15 protein-coding genes are annotated in these 18,124 nt (G+C 71.4%); 7 read left to right on the top strand and 8 right to left on the bottom strand.

What is annotated here, in order from left to right; genetic code table 11:
- Positions 1-93: 93 nt before the first annotated feature.
- Positions 94-1,476 carry a transcriptional regulator gene (locus tag ACZ6MZ_RS14390; protein WP_469351994.1) on the bottom strand — a complete coding sequence of 461 codons (1,383 nt, stop codon included), beginning with the start codon at positions 1,474-1,476 and terminating at the stop codon, positions 94-96.
- A 298-nt stretch (positions 1,477-1,774) separates the two neighbouring features.
- Here ACZ6MZ_RS14390 and ACZ6MZ_RS14385 point away from each other — a divergent pair, with 298 nt between their 5' ends.
- Genes ACZ6MZ_RS14385 through ACZ6MZ_RS14375 form a run of 3 tightly spaced genes read left to right on the top strand, consistent with a single transcriptional unit; the run spans position 1,775 to position 5,072 of the window.
- Positions 1,775-2,461 (top strand): bifunctional DNA primase/polymerase, encoded by a 687-nt coding sequence (locus ACZ6MZ_RS14385; RefSeq protein ID WP_469352350.1) that lies wholly within the window; start codon positions 1,775-1,777, stop codon positions 2,459-2,461.
- 38 nt (positions 2,462-2,499) lie between these two features.
- On the top strand, positions 2,500-3,381 hold the full coding sequence (locus tag ACZ6MZ_RS14380) for an ABC transporter ATP-binding protein (RefSeq protein ID WP_389785136.1): 882 nt from the start codon (positions 2,500-2,502) through the stop codon (positions 3,379-3,381).
- Positions 3,378-5,072 carry a transporter gene (locus ACZ6MZ_RS14375; protein WP_469351993.1) on the top strand — a complete coding sequence of 565 codons (1,695 nt, stop codon included), beginning with the start codon at positions 3,378-3,380 and terminating at the stop codon, positions 5,070-5,072. The genes ACZ6MZ_RS14380 and ACZ6MZ_RS14375 overlap by 4 nt, the downstream gene beginning before the upstream one ends.
- A 62-nt stretch (positions 5,073-5,134) precedes the next feature.
- Here the strand turns inward: ACZ6MZ_RS14375 and ACZ6MZ_RS14370 are convergent, their stop codons facing one another.
- Complete coding sequence (locus tag ACZ6MZ_RS14370) at positions 5,135-5,998, bottom strand: alpha/beta fold hydrolase (RefSeq protein ID WP_469351991.1); 864 nt, start codon at positions 5,996-5,998, stop codon at positions 5,135-5,137.
- Positions 5,999-6,670: 672 nt separating this feature from the next.
- Positions 6,671-7,363 carry a metal-dependent transcriptional regulator gene (locus ACZ6MZ_RS14365; protein ID WP_384178871.1) on the bottom strand — a complete coding sequence of 231 codons (693 nt, stop codon included), beginning with the start codon at positions 7,361-7,363 and terminating at the stop codon, positions 6,671-6,673.
- A 221-nt stretch (positions 7,364-7,584) separates the two neighbouring features.
- Between ACZ6MZ_RS14365 and ACZ6MZ_RS14360 the strand changes: the two genes are divergently transcribed.
- From ACZ6MZ_RS14360 to ACZ6MZ_RS14350, 3 genes are all read left to right on the top strand, one after another.
- The gene (locus ACZ6MZ_RS14360; protein ID WP_389785126.1) at positions 7,585-8,340 is read left to right on the top strand and encodes an SIS domain-containing protein; all 756 of its coding nucleotides are present in this window, start codon (positions 7,585-7,587) and stop codon (positions 8,338-8,340) included.
- 457 nt (positions 8,341-8,797) lie between these two features.
- On the top strand, positions 8,798-9,382 hold the full coding sequence (locus ACZ6MZ_RS14355; protein ID WP_384178868.1) for a carbonic anhydrase: 585 nt from the start codon (positions 8,798-8,800) through the stop codon (positions 9,380-9,382).
- Between the two features lie 70 nt (positions 9,383-9,452).
- On the top strand, positions 9,453-10,976 hold the full coding sequence (locus ACZ6MZ_RS14350) for a SulP family inorganic anion transporter (protein ID WP_469351988.1): 1,524 nt from the start codon (positions 9,453-9,455) through the stop codon (positions 10,974-10,976).
- A 103-nt stretch (positions 10,977-11,079) separates the two neighbouring features.
- On the opposite strand, the gene ACZ6MZ_RS14345 is transcribed toward ACZ6MZ_RS14350, so the two are convergent.
- Together ACZ6MZ_RS14345 and pdxH are read right to left on the bottom strand one after the other, a co-directional pair.
- On the bottom strand, positions 11,080-12,522 hold the full coding sequence (locus tag ACZ6MZ_RS14345; RefSeq protein ID WP_469351986.1) for a PAS domain-containing protein: 1,443 nt from the start codon (positions 12,520-12,522) through the stop codon (positions 11,080-11,082).
- 439 nt (positions 12,523-12,961) lie between these two features.
- Positions 12,962-13,651, bottom strand: coding sequence for a pyridoxamine 5'-phosphate oxidase (pdxH, locus tag ACZ6MZ_RS14340; RefSeq protein WP_389785119.1), 690 nt, complete (start codon positions 13,649-13,651; stop codon positions 12,962-12,964).
- Between the two features lie 234 nt (positions 13,652-13,885).
- On the opposite strand from pdxH, the gene ACZ6MZ_RS14335 reads away from it, so the two are divergent.
- A complete protein-coding gene (locus tag ACZ6MZ_RS14335) occupies positions 13,886-14,998 on the top strand; it encodes a citrate synthase 2 (RefSeq protein ID WP_469351984.1) in 1,113 nt (370 codons plus the stop codon).
- Positions 14,999-15,104: 106 nt separating this feature from the next.
- Here ACZ6MZ_RS14335 and ACZ6MZ_RS14330 read toward each other — a convergent pair whose 3' ends face one another.
- From ACZ6MZ_RS14330 to ACZ6MZ_RS14320, 3 genes are read right to left on the bottom strand one after another with little or no spacing between them, the layout of a single operon-like run.
- Positions 15,105-15,719 carry a TetR/AcrR family transcriptional regulator gene (locus ACZ6MZ_RS14330; RefSeq protein WP_389785114.1) on the bottom strand — a complete coding sequence of 205 codons (615 nt, stop codon included), beginning with the start codon at positions 15,717-15,719 and terminating at the stop codon, positions 15,105-15,107.
- A gap of 13 nt (positions 15,720-15,732) precedes the next feature.
- On the bottom strand, positions 15,733-16,479 hold the full coding sequence (locus tag ACZ6MZ_RS14325) for an enoyl-CoA hydratase family protein (protein ID WP_469351981.1): 747 nt from the start codon (positions 16,477-16,479) through the stop codon (positions 15,733-15,735).
- Complete coding sequence (locus ACZ6MZ_RS14320; RefSeq protein ID WP_469351980.1) at positions 16,476-18,086, bottom strand: 4-coumarate--CoA ligase family protein; 1,611 nt, start codon at positions 18,084-18,086, stop codon at positions 16,476-16,478. The genes ACZ6MZ_RS14325 and ACZ6MZ_RS14320 overlap by 4 nt, the downstream gene beginning before the upstream one ends.
- Positions 18,087-18,124: the final 38 nt, after the last annotated feature.

The raw sequence follows: 18,124 nt of genomic DNA, 5'->3' as shown, positions 1-18,124 counted from the left end.
CTCCTCACTCCGCCCTCACGGGCCCCCGTACGCGGCCGCCCGCCCGCGCCCTCCCGATCCGTCCTGTCTCCTCATGCCTCCGTCATGCCTCCGTCACGCCGCCTGAAGCTCCAGCCGCGCGGCGAACTCGCGCACCGCGGGCTCGTTCCCGTACGGCTCCAGCCGCTGCTGGAGATCGTCGAGATACTCCGCGCCCCGGCTGGAGCGCAGCGTCCCGAGCAGTTCCACCGCGCGGGTGCCGGTGTGGCACGCCTGCTCCACCTCGCGCTGCTGGACCTGGGCCGTGGCCAGCAGGACCAGGCCGATCGCCCGTCGCCGCGCCCGGGTCTCGGGGTGGCCCTCCAGCGCGTCCGAGGCATGCCGGCCGGCCGCCTCCGGCTGCCCCAGGTCCCGGTAGCAGTGCGCCAGCTCGTCGGCGAGATAGGCGCGGTCGAAATGCCCGATCCAGTCCGGGTCGTCGCCCGACGCGTCGTCCGCCCGCTCCAGGCTGGCGACCGCCTTGCCCGCCACCTCCTCGCAGGTACGGGTGTCGCCCATCAGCGCATGGCCGCGGGCCTCGGCCGCGTAGAACATCGCCTCCGCGCGCGGGGTCACCTGCCCGCGCGCGCCTTCCTGCGCCGCCCGCGCCAACTGGGCGATCTCGCGCGGGTTTCCGAGCTGCGCGGCGAGATGGCTCATGGACGCGGCCAGCACATACCCGCCGTAGCCACGGTCCCCCGACGCCTGCGCGAGCCGCAGCGCCTGGATGTAGTAGCGCTGGGCCAGACCGGGCTGGCCGGTGTCGACCGCCATATAGCCGGCCAGCTCGGTCAGCCGGGACACGGCGGCGAAGAGCCGGCGGCCGACCGCTTCCCGGTACGCCCCCGACAGCAGGCCGGACACCACGCTGTTCAGGTAGTGGACGACGACCGGCCGGACATGGCCGCTGCCGAAGCGGTGGTCCAGCTCGATCAGCGCGCGGGTCATGGCCCGCACCGCCTCGACGTCCGCATCCCCCACCCGCGCGCCGGTGTTGCGCGCGACGGTCGAGTCGGTGGCCGTGATCAGCCAGTCCCTGCTGGGCTCCACGAGCGCGGAGGACGCCACCGAGGAACCTGACAGGAAGTCACGGCGGCCCACATCGCTGCGCCACAGCTCGCAGACCTGCTCGATCGCGCCGAGGACGGTCGGCGCGAACTGGAGGCCGACGCCCGAGGCCAGATTTTTTCCGTTGGCCATTCCGATCTCGTCGATCGTGACCGTACGGCCCAGTTTCCGGCCCAGCGCCTCGGCGATGATGCCCGGAGCGCGGCCGCGTGGCTGCTGTCCGCGCAGCCAGCGCGCCACCGATGTCTTGTCGTAGCGGAGATCGAGCCCGCGCTCCGCCCCGACCATGTTGACCCGCCGGGCGAGCCCGGCGTTGGAACACCCGGCTTCCTGGATGAGCGTCTGAAGTCTTTCGTTCGGCTGGCGCGCGACGAGAGGCCTGGCTGCCAATGGATACCCCCTGGTGCCGCAGTGATCAACTCAGTGATAACTGCCCGGCTGATATGCAGAGAATGCGCATGCTCGGCGATAACGGAACTATCCGAGGATTTTTCGGAAACATCGGTGAAATACGGCCAGTTTCCGCGCCGTACTTCCCACATGTTGTCGGACCCCCGGGGGTCGCTACCCGGATACCGCGCCACCGCGTCGTGCGCGCCCCCGCCCATGCATCCGTGCGCCCCGCATGCGGGATCGATGTGGCGCGGCGGCACGGCGCCGCCCGTAACCCGTGGTGGTGGCGGGAGTTGTGTTGTTCGTGGAAGAGACCATCGGAGTGACGGACACCGGACACATCCCCAAGCAGCGGGGCACCCTGCTGCTCGACAGCGCGGTGCGGTACGCGGAAGAGCGGCACTGGGACGTGTTCCCCGGCGCCTGGCTGGAGCCGGTGGAGGGCGGGGAGGAGTGCTCGTGCGGCCGGTTCGACTGTGCCTCCCCGGGGGCGCACGCGACCAGGCCGGACTGGGCCACCCAGGCGACGGGCAGCGCCGTCGTGGCGCGCAGGCTGTGGACGATGCAGCCCAAGGCGTCGATCCTGCTGCCGACGGGACGCACCTTCGACGCCCTCGACGTACCGGAGTCGGCCGGCTTCCTGGCGCTGGCCCGGATGGAGCGGATGGCCGTGATGCTCGGCCCGGTGACCTGCACCCCGGACCGGCGGATGCTGTTCTTCGTGCTGCCCGGCGGTGCGCTCAAGGTGGACGGGCTCGTACGGAACCTCGGCTGGGCGCCGGCGACGATCGATCTGGTCGCGCGGGGTGAGGGACAGTACGTGGCGGCCCCGCCCACCCGGATCGGCGGCAGCGGCGCGGTGCAGTGGGCCTGCCGGCCCACGCCCGCGAACCGCTGGCTGCCGGACGCGGCCGAGCTGATCTGCCAGCTGGCATACGCCTGCGGCCGGGACGCCGCCGCCAAACGGGCACGGCGTACATAAGGTGTCCCTGTAGAGACGGACACCGAAAGGCAGTCGCCATGCCGGACCAGGCACGGGAACAGACACCGGACCGGGCGCCGGACGGAGCGCCGGACCGAGCACCGGCGCCGGCCGGGGCGCGGAGTGCGGCGCCGGCCGAGGCGGGCGGCGCGGCGCCGCCCGCCGTACGCGTCGAGGGGCTGTGGAAGCGCTTCGGCGAGCAGATCGCCGTCGCGGGCATCGATCTCGAACTGCCCGCGGGCCAGTTCATCGGCCTGGTCGGGCCGAACGGCGCGGGCAAGACCACGACCCTGTCGATGGTGACCGGCCTGCTCCGGCCCGACCAGGGACGGGTGTGGGTCGCCGGACAGGACGTATGGCGCGACCCCGTCGAGGTCAAGGCGCGGATCGGCGTCCTGCCGGAGGGCCTGCGGCTCTTCGAGCGGCTCTCCGGACGTGAACTCCTCGGCTACACGGGCCGGTTGCGGGGGCTGCCGGGCGCCGAGGTCGACAAGCGGGCCACCCAGCTCCTCGACGTACTGGACCTGGCGGGCGCGCAGCACAAGCTCGTCGTCGACTACTCGACCGGGATGCGGAAGAAGATCGGCCTCGCCGCCGCCCTCCTCCACAATCCCGAAGTGCTCTTCCTGGACGAGCCGTTCGAAGGGGTCGACCCGGTGTCCGCGCAGACGATCCGCGGGGTTCTTGAGCGCTACACCGGCTCCGGCGCGACCGTGGTCTTCTCCAGCCATGTGATGGAGCTGGTCGAGTCACTGTGCGACTGGGTCGCGGTGATGGTGGGCGGCCGCATCCGCGCGCAGGGCACACTCACGGAGGTACGGGGCGAGGCGACATCCCTGCAGAACGCCTTCCTGGAACTGGTGGGCGCGCAGGGGCGCGACACCGGCGAATCCCTGGACTGGCTGGGCGGCGCCCGATGAGCGGTACGGCGGCGACCACCGCCACCGGCAGCGAGGCGGGGACCACCGCGCGCGCCACGGCGGGCGCCCCGGCCGGCACGGCCGCGCTGGCGCCCGTCTTCGTACGGCTGAAGCTGTCCCTGCTGCGCAACGGGCTGCGGCAGTCGTCGGGCCGGCGGGCCGCGTACATCATGTCCGTCGTCGTGACCCTGCTCGTCGCGGCGGCGCAGCTCCTCGGGCTGATCGTGCTGCGCGGAAACGATCACGCGGGCACGGTCGTCGTGATGCTGACCGCCGTGCTCGCCCTGGGCTGGGCCGTGATGCCGCTGTTCTTCTCCAGCGGCGACGAGACGCTGGACCCGACCCGGCTGGTGATGCTGCCGCTGCGGCCGCGCCCGCTGACCGCGGCGCTGCTCGCGGCGTCGCTGGTGGGCATCGGGCCGCTGTTCACGCTCTGTCTGGTGGTCGGCTCGGCGGTGGCGACGGCGCACAGCGCGGTGGCCGCGCTCGTCTCGGTCGTCGCCGTACCGCTGGTCCTGCTGCTGTCCGTGGCGCTGGCGCGGGCGGTCGCGACGGCCAACATCCGGCTGCTGACCTCGCGCAAGGGCCGCGATCTGGCGGTCCTGAGCGGTCTGCTGATCGCGGTGGGCATCCAGGTCGTGAACTTCGGCGCGCAGCGGCTCAGCGACGCGGGCGGGCTCGCGGCGCTCGCCCCGGTGGCCCGGTTCGTACGGTGGCTGCCGCCGGCGTCGGCGATCGGCGCGGTGGACTCGGCGAGCGAGGGCGCGTACGGCCGGGCCGTGCTGCAACTGCTGCTGTCCGGCGTCGCCCTGGTGGCGGTGATGTACGTATGGCAGCGGTCGATGGTGAAGCTGATGACGGCCCCGGACGGCTCGACGCTCGCGGCGGCCGAGCCGTCCCGCAAGGAGTCGGGGCGAGGGCTGGGACCGGCGCTGGCCCGGCTGCTGCCGGGACGGCTGCGGGCGGAGGGGCGTACGGGCCCGGTGGTGCTGCGCAGTCTGCGGTACGTGTGGCGCGACCCGAAGACGAAGGCGGCCTGGGTGACCTCGCTGGCCATCGGTCTGATCGTGCCGCTGTTCAACGCGCTTCAGGGCACCGGCACGATCTACTTCGCGTGCTTCGCGGCCGGCATGCTCGGCGTCCAGATGTACAACCAGTTCGGCCAGGACACCTCCGCCTTCTGGATGGTGGCCCTGACGATCTCCTCGACGCGGGACGCCTACCTCGAACTGCGGGCGCGGGCCCTGGCGCTGCTGGTGATCACCCTGCCGTACTCGGCGCTGGTCACGGTGGCCACGGCGGGCCTGCTGGGCGACTGGCGGGCCCTGCCGGAAGCGCTCGGCCTGTCCTTCGCGCTGCTCGGCGCGATGCTGGCGACCGGCGCGGTGTCCTCGGCCCGCTTCCCGTACTCGATCCCGCAGGACAGCACCTACAAGAACGTGGCACCGGGGCAGGCCGGTCTGGCCTGGCTCTCCATCTTCGGCGGCATGCTCGGCGCGGCCCTGCTGTGCGCGCCGGTGATCGCGCTGACGATCTGGCTCCATGTCTCGGGCGCGGACGACTGGACCTGGCTCCTGCTGCCTGTCGGCACGGTGTACGGCGCGCTGGTCACCACGGGCGGTCTGCGCCTGGCGGCCCCCCGGACGGCGGCGCGGCTCCCGGAGATCCTGACGGCGGTCAGCAAGGGGTGACGGGATGGGGCGGGGAGGGGAAGCGGGCCGGCGCCGGCCCGCACGTCCGCCCCGCCCGCCGCTCAAGGCGTCAGCACACCGTCCAGGAAAGGCTCGATCACCGCTCTCCAGGCCTCCGGCTGGTCGTAGTGGACCAGGTGGCCGGCGTCCGTCACGTCCGCGTACTGGCCGCGGGGGAGCACGCGGACCATTTCCTGGGCCTCCGCGCGGCCCAGATTCCCGTCGAGGCCGCGGACCACCAGGGTGGGGCACTGGACCTGGGCCAGTTCCTCCCAGTGCGCGTTGTAGAACCAGGCCTTCCGGGACATCAACATCTGGCGGCGCGAGAAGACCGGGCGCCAGCCGTCGGCTCGCTCCACCATGATCTCGGCGAAGAACTCACCACGCGCCGGCGTGGGGCGCTCCACCCAGGGGTCGTCCTCGGCGAACCACTTCCGCACGTCGGCGAGCGTCGCGAACGGGACCGGCCAGGCGCGGAACCAGTCCTCCCATTCCCGCTGGGACGCCGCGCCCAGCGCCGAGGCGCGCATGTCGCAGATGATCAGGGCCCGGACCAGATCGGGGCGCTTGGCGGCCAGCTGCCACGCGGTGAGGGCGCCCATCGAGTGGCCGATGAGCGTCACGGGCGCCAGCCCGAGCTGCTCGATCGCTGCCTCCGCGTCGGCGACGTACGCCTCGCGTGTGAACGGACCCTCCGCCGGTTTGTCGCTCCGGCCGTGACCTCGCTGGTCGAGCGCGACCGCCCGGTGCCGCTCGGCCAGCCAGCGCGCCGTGGAGGCCCAGTGCGAGGCCTGGCCCATGAGTCCATGGAGCAGTAAGACACCTGAGGCCCGCTCCGGCTCGCCGCCCTGCGCGGGCGGGTCGGCAAACTCCCAGGCAGCGAGACGTACGCCGTCCGCTCCGGTCACGTCGATGCGCTGCACCATGCGTTCCGGCACCCCCTTCGGTCCTGAGTGGTCGGTCCTGAGTGGTCGGTCGGTCCTGAGGTCGGTCCTGAGTCGTCGTGTCGGATTCCGGCCGAGGCCCGACTCGGTACGGCCGGCCACGCCAGACTATCGAACTCCTATTCGAAAACCTGGTTCCCACCCGCAACACCGCTCGTTCGAGTGACCCCGCTCAAGGATTGCCGGACGCAGCCGAGGGGAGATCTTCTCCGGGAGGCGGGCCGATCGGGGATGACGGCCCGAGGGGACTGACCCTGGGAGCTCGGGGCTCCGGGTCAGCGCAGGGGAGGACAGGCTCCGGTGCCGCGAGGTGCCGGAGCCTTCTCCGTACAGGGAATACAGGCCGTACCGCAGGCGCGACGCACAGTGCCCACACCCGTACAGGCGCATAACCCTGCTCCCCTCCCCTACCGTGGGGCCGAGCCCCCGGCCGGCGCCCTCAGGTCATATGCCTCAGCTATAAGCGTGGCATGCGATCCGCCCGGCCGCTGCCGTTCGGCGGAAGCGCTTTCATCCTCAGCCGGAAATTGCCTTCACGCCCGTCACCTTCACACCGGACCCCGCCGTGGACTCCCCCGCCCCGGCGGACCCGGGCGCCCCCCACGCCCCGGTCGTCAACCCCGTACCCCGTACTCCGCGCTCAGCGGTCAGTGCTCAGCGCTTGGCCACGAAGACATGCGAAGCCACTTCGGCCTGCAGCTCCGCCGCCTCGCCACTGCTCCCGACCAGCACGCCGCCCGGGGACTCCGTCACGCTCACCACGGACCCGGGCTGCACGCCCGCGCGCCGCAGCGTGTACATCAGCTGGGCATCGGTCTGGATCGGCTCGCCGATCCGCCGCACCACCACCGTCTTGCCCTCCGAGCCCGGATCCAGATCGGCCAGGCTCACCATCCCCGCGTCCAGGAACGGGTCGGCCTCCGCCTTCTCGCCCAGCTCCGCCAGGCCCGGGATCGGGTTGCCGTACGGCGACTCCGTCGGGTGACGCAGCAGCTCGAGCACCCGCCGCTCCACCGCCTCGCTCATCACATGCTCCCAGCGGCACGCCTCGGCATGCACCTGCTCCCACTCCAGGCCGATCACATCGACCAGCAGACACTCGGCGAGCCTGTGCTTGCGCATGACACGGGTCGCCAGCCGGCGCCCTTCCTCCGTCAGCTCCAGATGCCGGTCGCCCGCGACCTGCACCAGACCGTCGCGCTCCATACGGGCCACGGTCTGGCTGACCGTCGGCCCGCTCTGGTCGAGCCGCTCGGCGATCCGGGCGCGCATCGGGACCACACCTTCCTCTTCGAGCTCGAGGATGGTGCGGAGATACATCTCCGTCGTGTCGATCAGTCCGGACATTCGTGCCCCTCGAATAAATCGTGCGCTGGCCCTGACCCAATTCTGACGCATACCACCGACAACCGTGCCGTGCCGGAGGAAGCCGAAGCGGCGAGGCGTGCCGTGAGGCGTGCCGTGAGGCGTCGGGCAGGTGTCGAGTAGGTGTATTGACAGAGCAATGGTCCAGACCTCAACGTGATCCGCGGCACAGGCATTCCCCCACCCCTGGAAGGGTCTCCTCGATGAGCGAGTCCAAGCTGGCCGGCCAGTTCTTCGATGCCGCGATCGGCCTGCTGCAGCGCGTCCGCGACGAGGAATCGGCGAACATCGCCGCGGCCGGCACGGTGATCGCCGACACCGTCGCCGCCGGCGGGCGGCTGTTCGCCTTCGGCGCCGGGCACTCCTCGCTCGCCGCGCAGGACGTCGTCTACCGCGCCGGCGGGTTCGCCCTGATGAACCTGCTCGCCGTGCCCGGCGTGGTGGGCGTCGATGTCATGCCGGCCACCCTCGGCTCCGCGCTGGAGCGGGTCGACGGTCTGGCGAGCGCCGTGCTCGAGTCCAGCCCCGCCACCGCCGGGGACCTGCTGGTGATCATCTCCCTCTCCGGGCGCAACGCGATGCCCGTCGAGATGGCGATGAAAGCCCGGTCGCTGGGGCTGAAGGTCATCGGCGTGACGTCGGTGGCGTACGCGACGGAGACCACGTCCCGGCACCTGACGGGGACGTATCTCAAGGACCACTGCGACGTCGTCCTCGACAACAGGATCGCGGTCGGTGACGCGGAGCTGACCGCCGACGGCATCGAGGCCCCGTTCGCCCCCGCCTCCACGGTCGTCACCAGCGCCCTGATGCAGGCGATGATGGCCGCCGCCGCCGAGGAACTCGTCGAGCGCGGCATCGAGCCTCCGCTGCTGCGGTCTGGCAATGTCGACGGCGGGCCCGAGTGGAACAGCCGGGTGATGACCGAATACGCCGACCGGATTTTCTACCGCCAGTAAAGACGTACCCCGGAGCCGTCGAGGGCTCGACGGCGCGACAGACGTAACCAGAGCAACCGAAGTAACCAAAGCAACTCTCGTAACGGAAGCGCCAGAAGTAACTGAAGAGACGGCAGCGAACGGCCGAGGCCTGCGGGAACCGCTCCCCGTGGGCCTCGGCCTTGCCCACGCCCTCGACCCGCCACTTTGCGTCACCAAAGGACCACTTGGCGGAATTTTGATCTTTCACCTGGAAGTAATGTTCGGGCAAAGTAGACGAAGCTGCGGTGTCCCATCATCGGAGCAGACGAACTTTCGCGCACACGACAGCGCGATCATCACGGCAGCTGCCTGCCGGCCTCCCGCGACTGCCGAGACCCGGCAGCGCGTGACGCCCGTACGGCACTGGCCTTCACACCCCCACTGACCCGACCACACCGCGCCCCGGCACGTCCGCGGGTGCAGGAGGCAGGCCATCATGAAGTCACTCATCGACCACGCCCGTACCTTCTCCGTCCAGGTGGCGGAGCGCTCCGAGGAGTTCCGCGAACTCGCGGCGGGACAGACGCCACAAGCGCTGTTCATCACCTGCTCGGACTCCCGTGTCATCCCCTCCCTCATCACCGGCGCGCGTCCGGGTGAGCTGTTCGAGCTGCGTACGGCGGGCAATATCGTCCCCCGCTACGACGCGGAGCGGCCCAGCGGCGAAGCAGCCACCATCGAGTACGCGTTACGTGTCCTCAACGTCCGCGACATCGTCGTGTGCGGCCACTCCCACTGCGGCGCCGTGGGCGCCCTCGTACGCGGTGACGATCTGTCAGCGGTCCCGGCCGTCCGCGGCTGGCTCGACCTCGGCGTCCCCTCGCTGCCGGCCGCCCACGGCCTCGCCCACGCGGTACGCCACCACGCCGCGGCCCAGCTCGACACCCTCCGCGGCTATCCCGCCGTACGGGAACGCCTCGTGGAGGGGCGTCTCTCACTGCACGCCTGGTACTACGAAGTGGACACCGGCGCGATCAGCGCCCACCAGCCCCACCTGGGCGGGGAGTTCAGACCTCTGTGACGGCGCCCTCAGCACCGCTCACTTCCCGCCCCTCGTCCGCTCGCGGACCGCACAGCTAGGAACACCCTTCATGCTCACCCTGTTGAGGGACAAACGTGTCCTGAGGCGCGACCTGCTCGCGTCCCTCGTCGTCTTTCTCGTCGCCCTGCCCCTGTGTGTGGGGGTGGCGGTCGCCTCCGGAGTGCCCGCCGAACTCGGTCTGGTCACCGGCATCGTCGGCGGACTCGTCGTGGGCTTTCTGCCCGGCAGCTCGCTGCAGGTCAGCGGCCCGGCGGCGGGTCTGACCGTGCTGGTGTACGAAGCCGTCAAGGAGTTCGGCGTCGGCGCGCTCGGCGCCATCGTGCTCGTCTCGGGACTGCTTCAACTCACCCTCGGCGCGCTGCGTTTCGGCCGCTGGTTCCGGGCGATCTCGGTCGCCGTGGTCCAGGGGATGCTGGCGGGCATCGGCCTGGTGCTCGTCCTGGGCCAGGTGTACGCCATGGCGGACACCGCTCCGCCGTCCGGCGGCCCCGGCAAGATCGCCGGACTGCCGGGACTGGCCGGCGGGATCGTCTCGGACGGTACGACGCTGACCGCGTTCCTCATCGGCGCCGGGACCGTGGCCGTTCTTGTCCTGTGGTCCAGGCTGCCGGCCCGGGTCCGGGTGGTTCCCGGACCGCTGGCCGCGGTGGCGCTGGCCACCGGCGCGGCAGTCCTGCTGGATCTGCCCGTCGCCAAGGTCGAGGTGCACGGGCTGCTGGAATCGATCAAGCCGCCCGGCCTCGACGACTTCGGGCAGCTGGCGGGGGTGGCCGCGATCGGCACCGTGCTCGCTTTCACCCTGATCGCCTCGGCGGAGTCCCTGTTCAGCGCGGCGGCGATCGACCGCATGCACGACGGACCGCGCACCGACTACAACAAGGAACTCATGGCGCAGGGCGTGGGGAACACGGTCTGCGGGGCGCTCGGCGCGCTGCCGATGACCGCGGTCATCGTGCGCAGCGCCGCCAATGTCCAGGCGGGGGCGCGGACCTCGCTCTCCCGGATCCTGCACGGGCTGTGGCTCCTGCTGTTCGCCGCGCTGCTGCCGGCCGCGATCGGGGTCATCCCGCTCGCGGCGCTGGCGGGCGTCCTGGTGCACGCCGGCTGCAAGCTGGTGCCCGTCAGGGACCTGGTCCCGCTGTGGCGGGAGCACCGCGGCGAGGCCGTGATCCTGGCCATCACGGCGATGGCGGTCCTGGTCACCAATCTCTTCGAGGGCGTGGTCCTCGGGCTGCTGCTCGCGGTGGTCAAGACGGCCTGGGAGATCTCCCATCTCCATGTCGACGTACGGGAACTGACCGGCGGCAGGCTGGTGGTGTCCGTCACCGGCAACGCGACGTTCCTGCGACTGCCGCGGATAATGGAACAGTTGGAGGAGCTGCCGAAGGACCGCCCCATCGAGCTGGATCTGTCCGGCCTGCGCCACCTCGACCACGCGTGCCGTATCTCCCTGGAGAACTGGGCGCTGCGTCACAACGACGCGGAAACGGAACCGGTCAGGCTGCTGCCGCCGACGGCGGCGTCCATCCCTGAACCCCGGGGTACGGGCCCGGACCGGACAGCGGCGCCCTGACGGACCGTACGCCCGGGCGAAAGTGACCAGGGCGGCAGCGACAAGGGCAGCAGGGCCTCGGCCCTGCTGCCCGGCCGCGGATCAGCCACCGGCCGGCCGCGCGTCAGTCCGACAAGGTCCGGGACAGGTCCAGGGACGCCGCCATCCGGACCGTCACATCCTCCGCGTACACCGCGTCCGGCCGTTCGAACGCGACACGGCTCGCTCCCCGGAGAAACGTCACCACACCCAGCGAGCGGCCCCGGCAGCGCAGCACCGTGCACAGCGCGTGCACCGCGTCCGGCGGCCACTGGCGGGAGGCCGCCCAGGTCGAGGAGGGCACACCACCCGACGGGGCACTGGCGCGGACCGATCCGATGCGGTCCAGCGCCTGCAGCGCCGGATGCCCCGGCGCGTACCGCACGGGTATCCCGCCCGCCTCCACCGGCATGCTCGGACCCGACCCGCCGCCGGAGGGCGTCGCCACCGCCCGTACCAGCCGTACGGGGGCTTCCGCGGCCGAGACGGCGAAGGAGCCGGTCGGCCCCTCCCCCACCACCAGGTCTATCAGCGCGTGATCCGCGAAACCCGCCAGCGCGAAGTCCAGATAGACCGTCGCCGCCTCCATCGGGTCCTCGCACTCCGCGGCCGCCCGCCCCGCCCGGTGCAGCTGGCTGGAGCGGAACCGCAGCCGGTCCGCGTCCTGCGCGGCCAGCTTGATGTCCGTCACGTCCTGGAACATCCACCCCACACCCAGCGGCACCGGCTCCTCCGCCAGCGGGGACGCCAGCTGCAGGAAACCGCTCCGCCAGCAGCGCCGCTGCTCGCCGTCGCCGGTACGGACCGTCACCCACAGCTCGGCGGGCGACCTCGGCGGCCCTTCGGCGAGCACATGGTGGAGCGCGGCCTCCAGCTCCTCGACGCCCCCGACGAGCAGCTCACCGAGCGGCCGCCCCAGCACTGACGTACGCCCGGAACCGAGCGCCCGCGCCGCATATCCGTTGACCACCGTCGGCCGTAGATCGACATCGACGAGGACGACACCCCAGGACGCTCCCTCGAAGAGCGCCTCGCTGAGCGCGATCGTCCGCTCCAGATCTATCTGCGCGTGGACCTCGCTGAAGGCGGAGTACACCCCGGCGGCCTTGCCGTCGGCCCCGCGCACCCGGGCCGACTGGGTCCGTACGAGCACCCTGCCGCCGTCCTTGCGCAGCAGCGCGAACTCGTCCACCTGCCGGCCGGGTATGTCCATCACGGCCATCAGCCGCGCCTGCACGTCGTCCGCGTCGGCGCTCCGCGCCGCCCAGCCGGCGAAGCCGTGCCGCCCGACGGCCTCCTCGGCCGACCAGCCGAGCACCCGCTCCGCCTCGCGGTTCCAGTGCGTGATCACGCCGTCCGCGTCAAAGGCGCAGAGCGCCGCGTCCATCCCGTCGAGCAGGGCAGCGAGCAGATCCGCGCCCGGTCCGTCCCGCTCCGGCTCGGACCCCGCGTCCGGCCCGGACCCGGACGCGGAATCAGGCTCGTCCGGCCCGGGCGCGTTGGTGGTCTCGCTCCGAGAAGCACTCATCTCCGCACCCCCTGCAGGACGCCTCCGCCTGGCTGATGCATGCACGTCCAATCATTGAACTCGAACGTGACCCAGCACACACAAGGTTCCCCGAAATCGTCACGCCCCACAATTCTCTGCCCAGCGCGTACCCACCGCTACCAGCGGGAAAATGCGTGTGATGTACAGCCAAATTCGTCGCATTAATTCACTTGAGTGCTCCCGGAGCCGCGCCTAACGTGTGACGCACACCGAAAGGAGGTGATCCGGAAGATGTATTCAGTCCGGACAAGTGAGGTGGCTGCGGGCTAACGGCTCGCTGTCGCACTCTCGTAGTGCTCGGCCGGTCGACGGTCGAAATCCCAAGCAGTCACCCGACCCGCGGGCCGCCGGTATGTCCGGCCGGCTCCCTCTCCGGAGGGACCATGGCCCGCGGGTCGTCTGCGTGTTCTGAAGGCTTCTACGGGCAGAGCCGCTCGACCCGCCAGCCGTGCTCCTCGCCGCCGCCCTCGCCGCCGTGCTCCTCGCGGACGTAGCGCAGCCGGTCGTGCAGCCTGTTCTCGTGGCCCTGCCAGAACTCGACCGTCTCCGGGGTGACGCGGAAGCCGCCCCACTGCGGGGGCACCGGGACCTGTTCGTCGTCCGGATAGCGGGCCGCCAGCTCTTCGTAGCGCTGGAGGAGCGCCTCGCGGGAGGCGATCGGAGTGGACTGGTCACTGGCCCAGGCGCCCAGCTGCGAGCCGTGCGGGCGGGTGCGGAAGTACGCGGCTGTCTCGTCGCGCCCGACGCGGGCCGCCGTGCCCGTGACGAGGACCTGGCGGGACAGCGGATGCCAGGGGAAGAGCAGCGAGACGAAGGGGTTCGACTCGATCTCGCCGCCCTTGCGGGACGTGTAGTTCGTGAAGAAGACGAAGCCACGGTCGTCGTACCGCTTCAGCAGCACCGTGCGCGAGGACGGACGGCCGTCGGGCGTGGCGGTCGAGACCACCATCGCGTTCGGCTCGTGCAGGTCGGAGACCGCGACGTCCTTGAACCAGCGGGCGAACTGGTCCATCGGGGTGGCGGCGAGGTCCGCCTCCAGCAGCGGGGTCGTGCGGTACTGCTCGCGCATGACAGCGGGATCCGGATTCTCGGGAGGCACGGAGGTCATCCTGCCGCAGGGCCGAGTCTGCCCGGCCCGGAGCTTCGCCAACCCTCGATGGAGGAAGTGAGGCAGTGTGCCGGTTATCACGCTTCCGCGCATCAGAGGAACCCGCCAAAATCTTGGGGCGGGCCACTGTGGCCTTCGTACACCGGGGACTATGGTTCCTGCCTCTCGCACACCAGGATCGACCTGCCCGGCCACCCGCCGAAACCCGTCGCACACATCATGAGGAGCCGCCTGATGTCTGATTCCGCCACCTCCTTCGTCCCTGGGCTCGAAGGAGTCGTCGCGTTCGAGACGGAGATCGCCGAACCGGACAAGGAGGGCGGCTCGCTCCGCTACCGGGGCGTCGACATCGAGGACCTGGTGGGGCAGGTGTCCTTCGGGAACGTGTGGGGACTGCTGGTCGACGGGGCGTTCAATCCCGGCCTGCCGCCCGCCGAGCCGTTCCCGATCCCGATCCACTCCGGTGACATCCGTGTCGATGTGCAGTCGGCGCTGGCGATGCTCGCGCCCGTATGGGGTCTGAAACCGCTCCTCGACATCGACGAGCGCACGGCCCGTGACGATCTGGCGCGTGCCGCGGTGATGGCCCTGTCGTACGTCGCCCAGTCGGCGCGCGGCCAGGGGCTGCCGATGGTCCCGCAGCGGGAGATCGACAAGGCGGAGTCGGTCGTCGAGCGCTTCATGATCCGCTGGCGCGGGGAGCCCGACCCCCGGCATGTGAAGGCCGTCGACGCGTACTGGACGTCGGCCGCGGAGCACGGCATGAACGCGTCGACGTTCACGGCCCGGGTGATCGCCTCGACCGGGGCCGATGTGGCGGCCGCGCTGTCAGGAGCGGTCGGTGCGATGTCGGGGCCGCTGCACGGCGGTGCGCCCTCGCGGGTCCTCGGCATGATCGAGGAGATCGAGCGCACCGGCGACGCGACTGCGTACGTCAAGCGGACCCTGGACAAGGGCGAGCGGCTGATGGGCTTCGGGCACCGCGTCTACCGGGCCGAGGACCCGCGGGCGCGGGTGCTGCGGCGTACGGCGAAGGAGCTGGCCGCGCCGCGGTTCGAGGTGGCGGAGGCGCTGGAGAAGGCCGCGCTGGAGGAGCTGCACGCGCGCAGGCCCGACCGGGTGCTGGCGACGAACGTGGAGTTCTGGGCGGCGATCATGCTGGACTTCGCCGAGGTCCCGGCGCACATGTTCACGTCGATGTTCACCTGTGCCCGTACGGCCGGCTGGTCGGCGCACATCCTGGAGCAGAAGCGCACGGGCCGTCTGGTGCGTCCGTCGGCCCGCTATGTGGGCCCGGGGACGCGGAATCCGCGTGAGATCGAGGGGTACGACGAGATCACCCACTGATCCGCGACCCGTCATCGGCTCGTACAAAAGCGGGGAACGGCGCCGCGCCCGGCGGGAACGGGCGCGGCGCCGCCGTACGTCCACGTCCCGTGGAACCGGGCGGTCGTCAGCCCAGCACCCCGTCCAGGATCCGCGACCACTCGGCCACCACCCGCTCCCGCCGCTGCGTGTCATCCGTCAGCAGCGTCGCCAGGCCCAGTCCGCGCGCCATGTCCAGCAGCCCCTGGACGGTCTCCCGTACGCCGGGGACGGATTCGTCGGCGCCCAGCAGTTCCACCGCGATCCGGTGGGACTCCCGCCCCACCCGGGCCTCCAGCTCGGTGACCCGGGGGCGCAGCTGGTCCTCGTCGGAGGCCGCGACCCACAGTTGCAGCGCGGCCCGGAACAGCGGCCCGGTGTAGAGGGCCACGATCCCCTCGACGGCCTCGCGGCGGTGCGCGGGCCCGGCCGGGACCAGGTCGCGCAGGGCGGAGGACCGTTCCTCCGCCACGTACTCGACGGCCGCGGTGAACAGATCCTCGCGGGTCGGGAAGTGGTGCTGGGCCGCGCCGCGCGAGACACCGGCCCGCTCGGCGACGACGGAGACCGTGGAGCCCGCCCAGCCGTGTTCGGCGAGGCAGGCCACGGCGGCCTCCAGCAGCCGCCGGCGCGTGGCGCGGCTGCGGTCCTGCTTGGGCGCAGACCCGGGCAGGATCCGCCGCGCGGGCCCTGGACGAGTCATTCCGAAGTCCCGTCTAGAGCACCCACGCGGCGTCCCGTCGTTCCATGAACGCCGCGATGCCTTCGCGCGCCTCCGCCGTCACGAAGAGCGAGGCGGAGCGCTGGACGAGATCCTCCGCGTACTGGTCGAAGGCGTCCAGCACGCCGACGGTGAGCAGCTTCTTCGACTCCGCGAGCCCCTGCGGCGACGCCCTGCGCAGCCCGTCCAGTACGGGCGCGAGCGCGGCGTCCACATCGTCGGCGGCCTCGGTGATCAGTCCGGCGACGGCCGCGCGGTCCGCGTCGAACAGCTCCCCCGTGAGGGAGTACCGGGCCGCGGCGCGCGGCTCGACGCGCGGCAGGAGCGGCAGCGAGATCACGGCGGGGGCGACTCCGATCCGTACCTCCGTGAACGCGAAGTCCGAGCCCCGGTCGGCGAGGGCGAGGTCGCAGGCGCCGAGCAGACCGAGCCCGCCGGCCCGCACATGGCCACTGACGCGCGCGACGACCGGCTTGGGCAGCTCGACGATCTGCCGCATCAGGGCGACGAAGGTGTACGGGTTCGCCGGTGCCTTGAGGTCGGCGCCCGCGCTGAAGGTGCTGCCGGTGTGGGTGAGCAGCACGGCCCGTACGGAGGGGTCCTTGCCGCAGGCGGTGAGGGCGTCGCCGAGTGCGTCGACGAGCCGCGCCGACAGGGCGTTGCGGTTCGCCGGCGAGTCCATGGTCAGGGTGGCGATGCCTCGCTCGTGCGCGGTCACGACCAGCCTCGCGGGGTCCGTCACGTGTTCTCCCTTTCGCGGTTCCGCGGTTCGCGGTCCCTCTGTTCACGGTCCCTCAGCTCACGTCTGAGGATCTTGCCGGAGGCGGCGCGGGGCACGCCCCCGATGAATTCGACCCGGCGGACCTTCTTGTAGGGGGCGACGCGCTCGGCGACGAACGCCATGACGTCGGTCTCGGTGAGCGCCTCGGAACCGGGCCGGCGAACAATGTAAGCCTTCGGGACCTCGTTGCCGTCCGTGTCGTAGACACCGATCACCGCCGCGTCCGCTATGGACGTGTGGGTGAGCAGCACGGCTTCGAGGTCGGCCGGGGCGACCTGGAAGCCCTTGTACTTGATGAGTTCCTTGACGCGGTCGACGACGAAGAGCCAGCCGTCGGCGTCGACCCGGCCGACATCTCCGGTGTGCACCCAGCCGTCGGCGTCGATCATCTCGGCGGTGGCGTCGGGGCGGCCGAGGTAGCCCTTCATGACCTGCGGGCCGCGCAGGAGGATCTCGCCCTCGGCGCCGGGATCCACGTCCTTGCCGGGGTCGTCCAGGGCGACAACGCGCATCTCGGTGCTGGGCAGGAGCTTGCCGACTGCGCCCGGGGGCGGGTCGGCGGCGGACAGCGGTACGACATGGGTGCCGGGTGACAGTTCGGTCATGCCGTACGCCTGCCGTACGGGCGGGAGGTTCAGCCGGGCCGAACAGGCGGCGGCGAGCCGGGCGTCCAGCGGGGCGGCGGCGCTGAGGATGTAGTCGAGCGACGACAGGTCGTACTGCGCGACGGTCGGGTGCTTGGCCAGGGCGAGGACGATGGGCGGGGCGACGTACAGGCCGTTGATGCGGTGCTTCTCGATCGCTCCGAGGAACTGGTCGAGGTCGAAGCGGGGCAGGACGACGACGGTCGCGCCATGGCTCAGGGGCGCGTTCATCAGGGCGGTGAGCCCGTAGATGTGGAAGAACGGCAGGACGGCGAGGATCCGGTCGCCCGGGCCCATGGGGACCACCGGTTCGAGCTGCGCGAGGTTGGTGGCGATCGACCGGTGCGTGAGCATGACGCCCTTGGGGAGGCCGGTGGTGCCCGAGGAGTACGGCAGGGCCGCGATGTCCTCGCCGGGGTCGATGGCGATGTCGGGCTCAGGGGCCGTCGACCCCGCCATGTCGAGGATCGAGCGGTGCCCCTCGGCCCGGTCGCAGACGAAGATCTCCTCGATCCCGCCGACGAGTTCGGCGGAGCGGCGGGCCACGTCGAGCAGCGCCGCGACGGTGACGATCCAGCGGGCGGCGGAGTCGCGCAGCTGGGTGGCGAGCTCCTCCGGCGTGGCGAGGGGGTGGGCGGTGGTGACGGAGGCGCCGGCGCGGGTGGCGGCGTAGAAGACGGCCGGGTACGCGACGGTGTTCGGGCTGTGCAGGGCGAGGACGTCGCCCTTGCGTACGCCGGCGTCGGTGAGGGCGGCGGCGATACGGCGGTGGAAGGTGTCGAGCTGCGCATAGGTGACGCTCGTGCCGGCCGCGCCGTCGACGAGCGCGACGGTGTCGCCGTACTCGGCGGCGCGGCCCAGCACGGCCTCGTGGATGGGCAGATCGACGGCCGGGACATCTGCGTACTCGCTACGGAAGACCATGACGACCCCTTACGACGCGATGTGGACGGCCAGAATCG

The organism is Streptomyces sp. NPDC042201, assembly GCF_055582185.1.
This window is presented reverse-complemented; position numbering and strand designations above follow the sequence as displayed.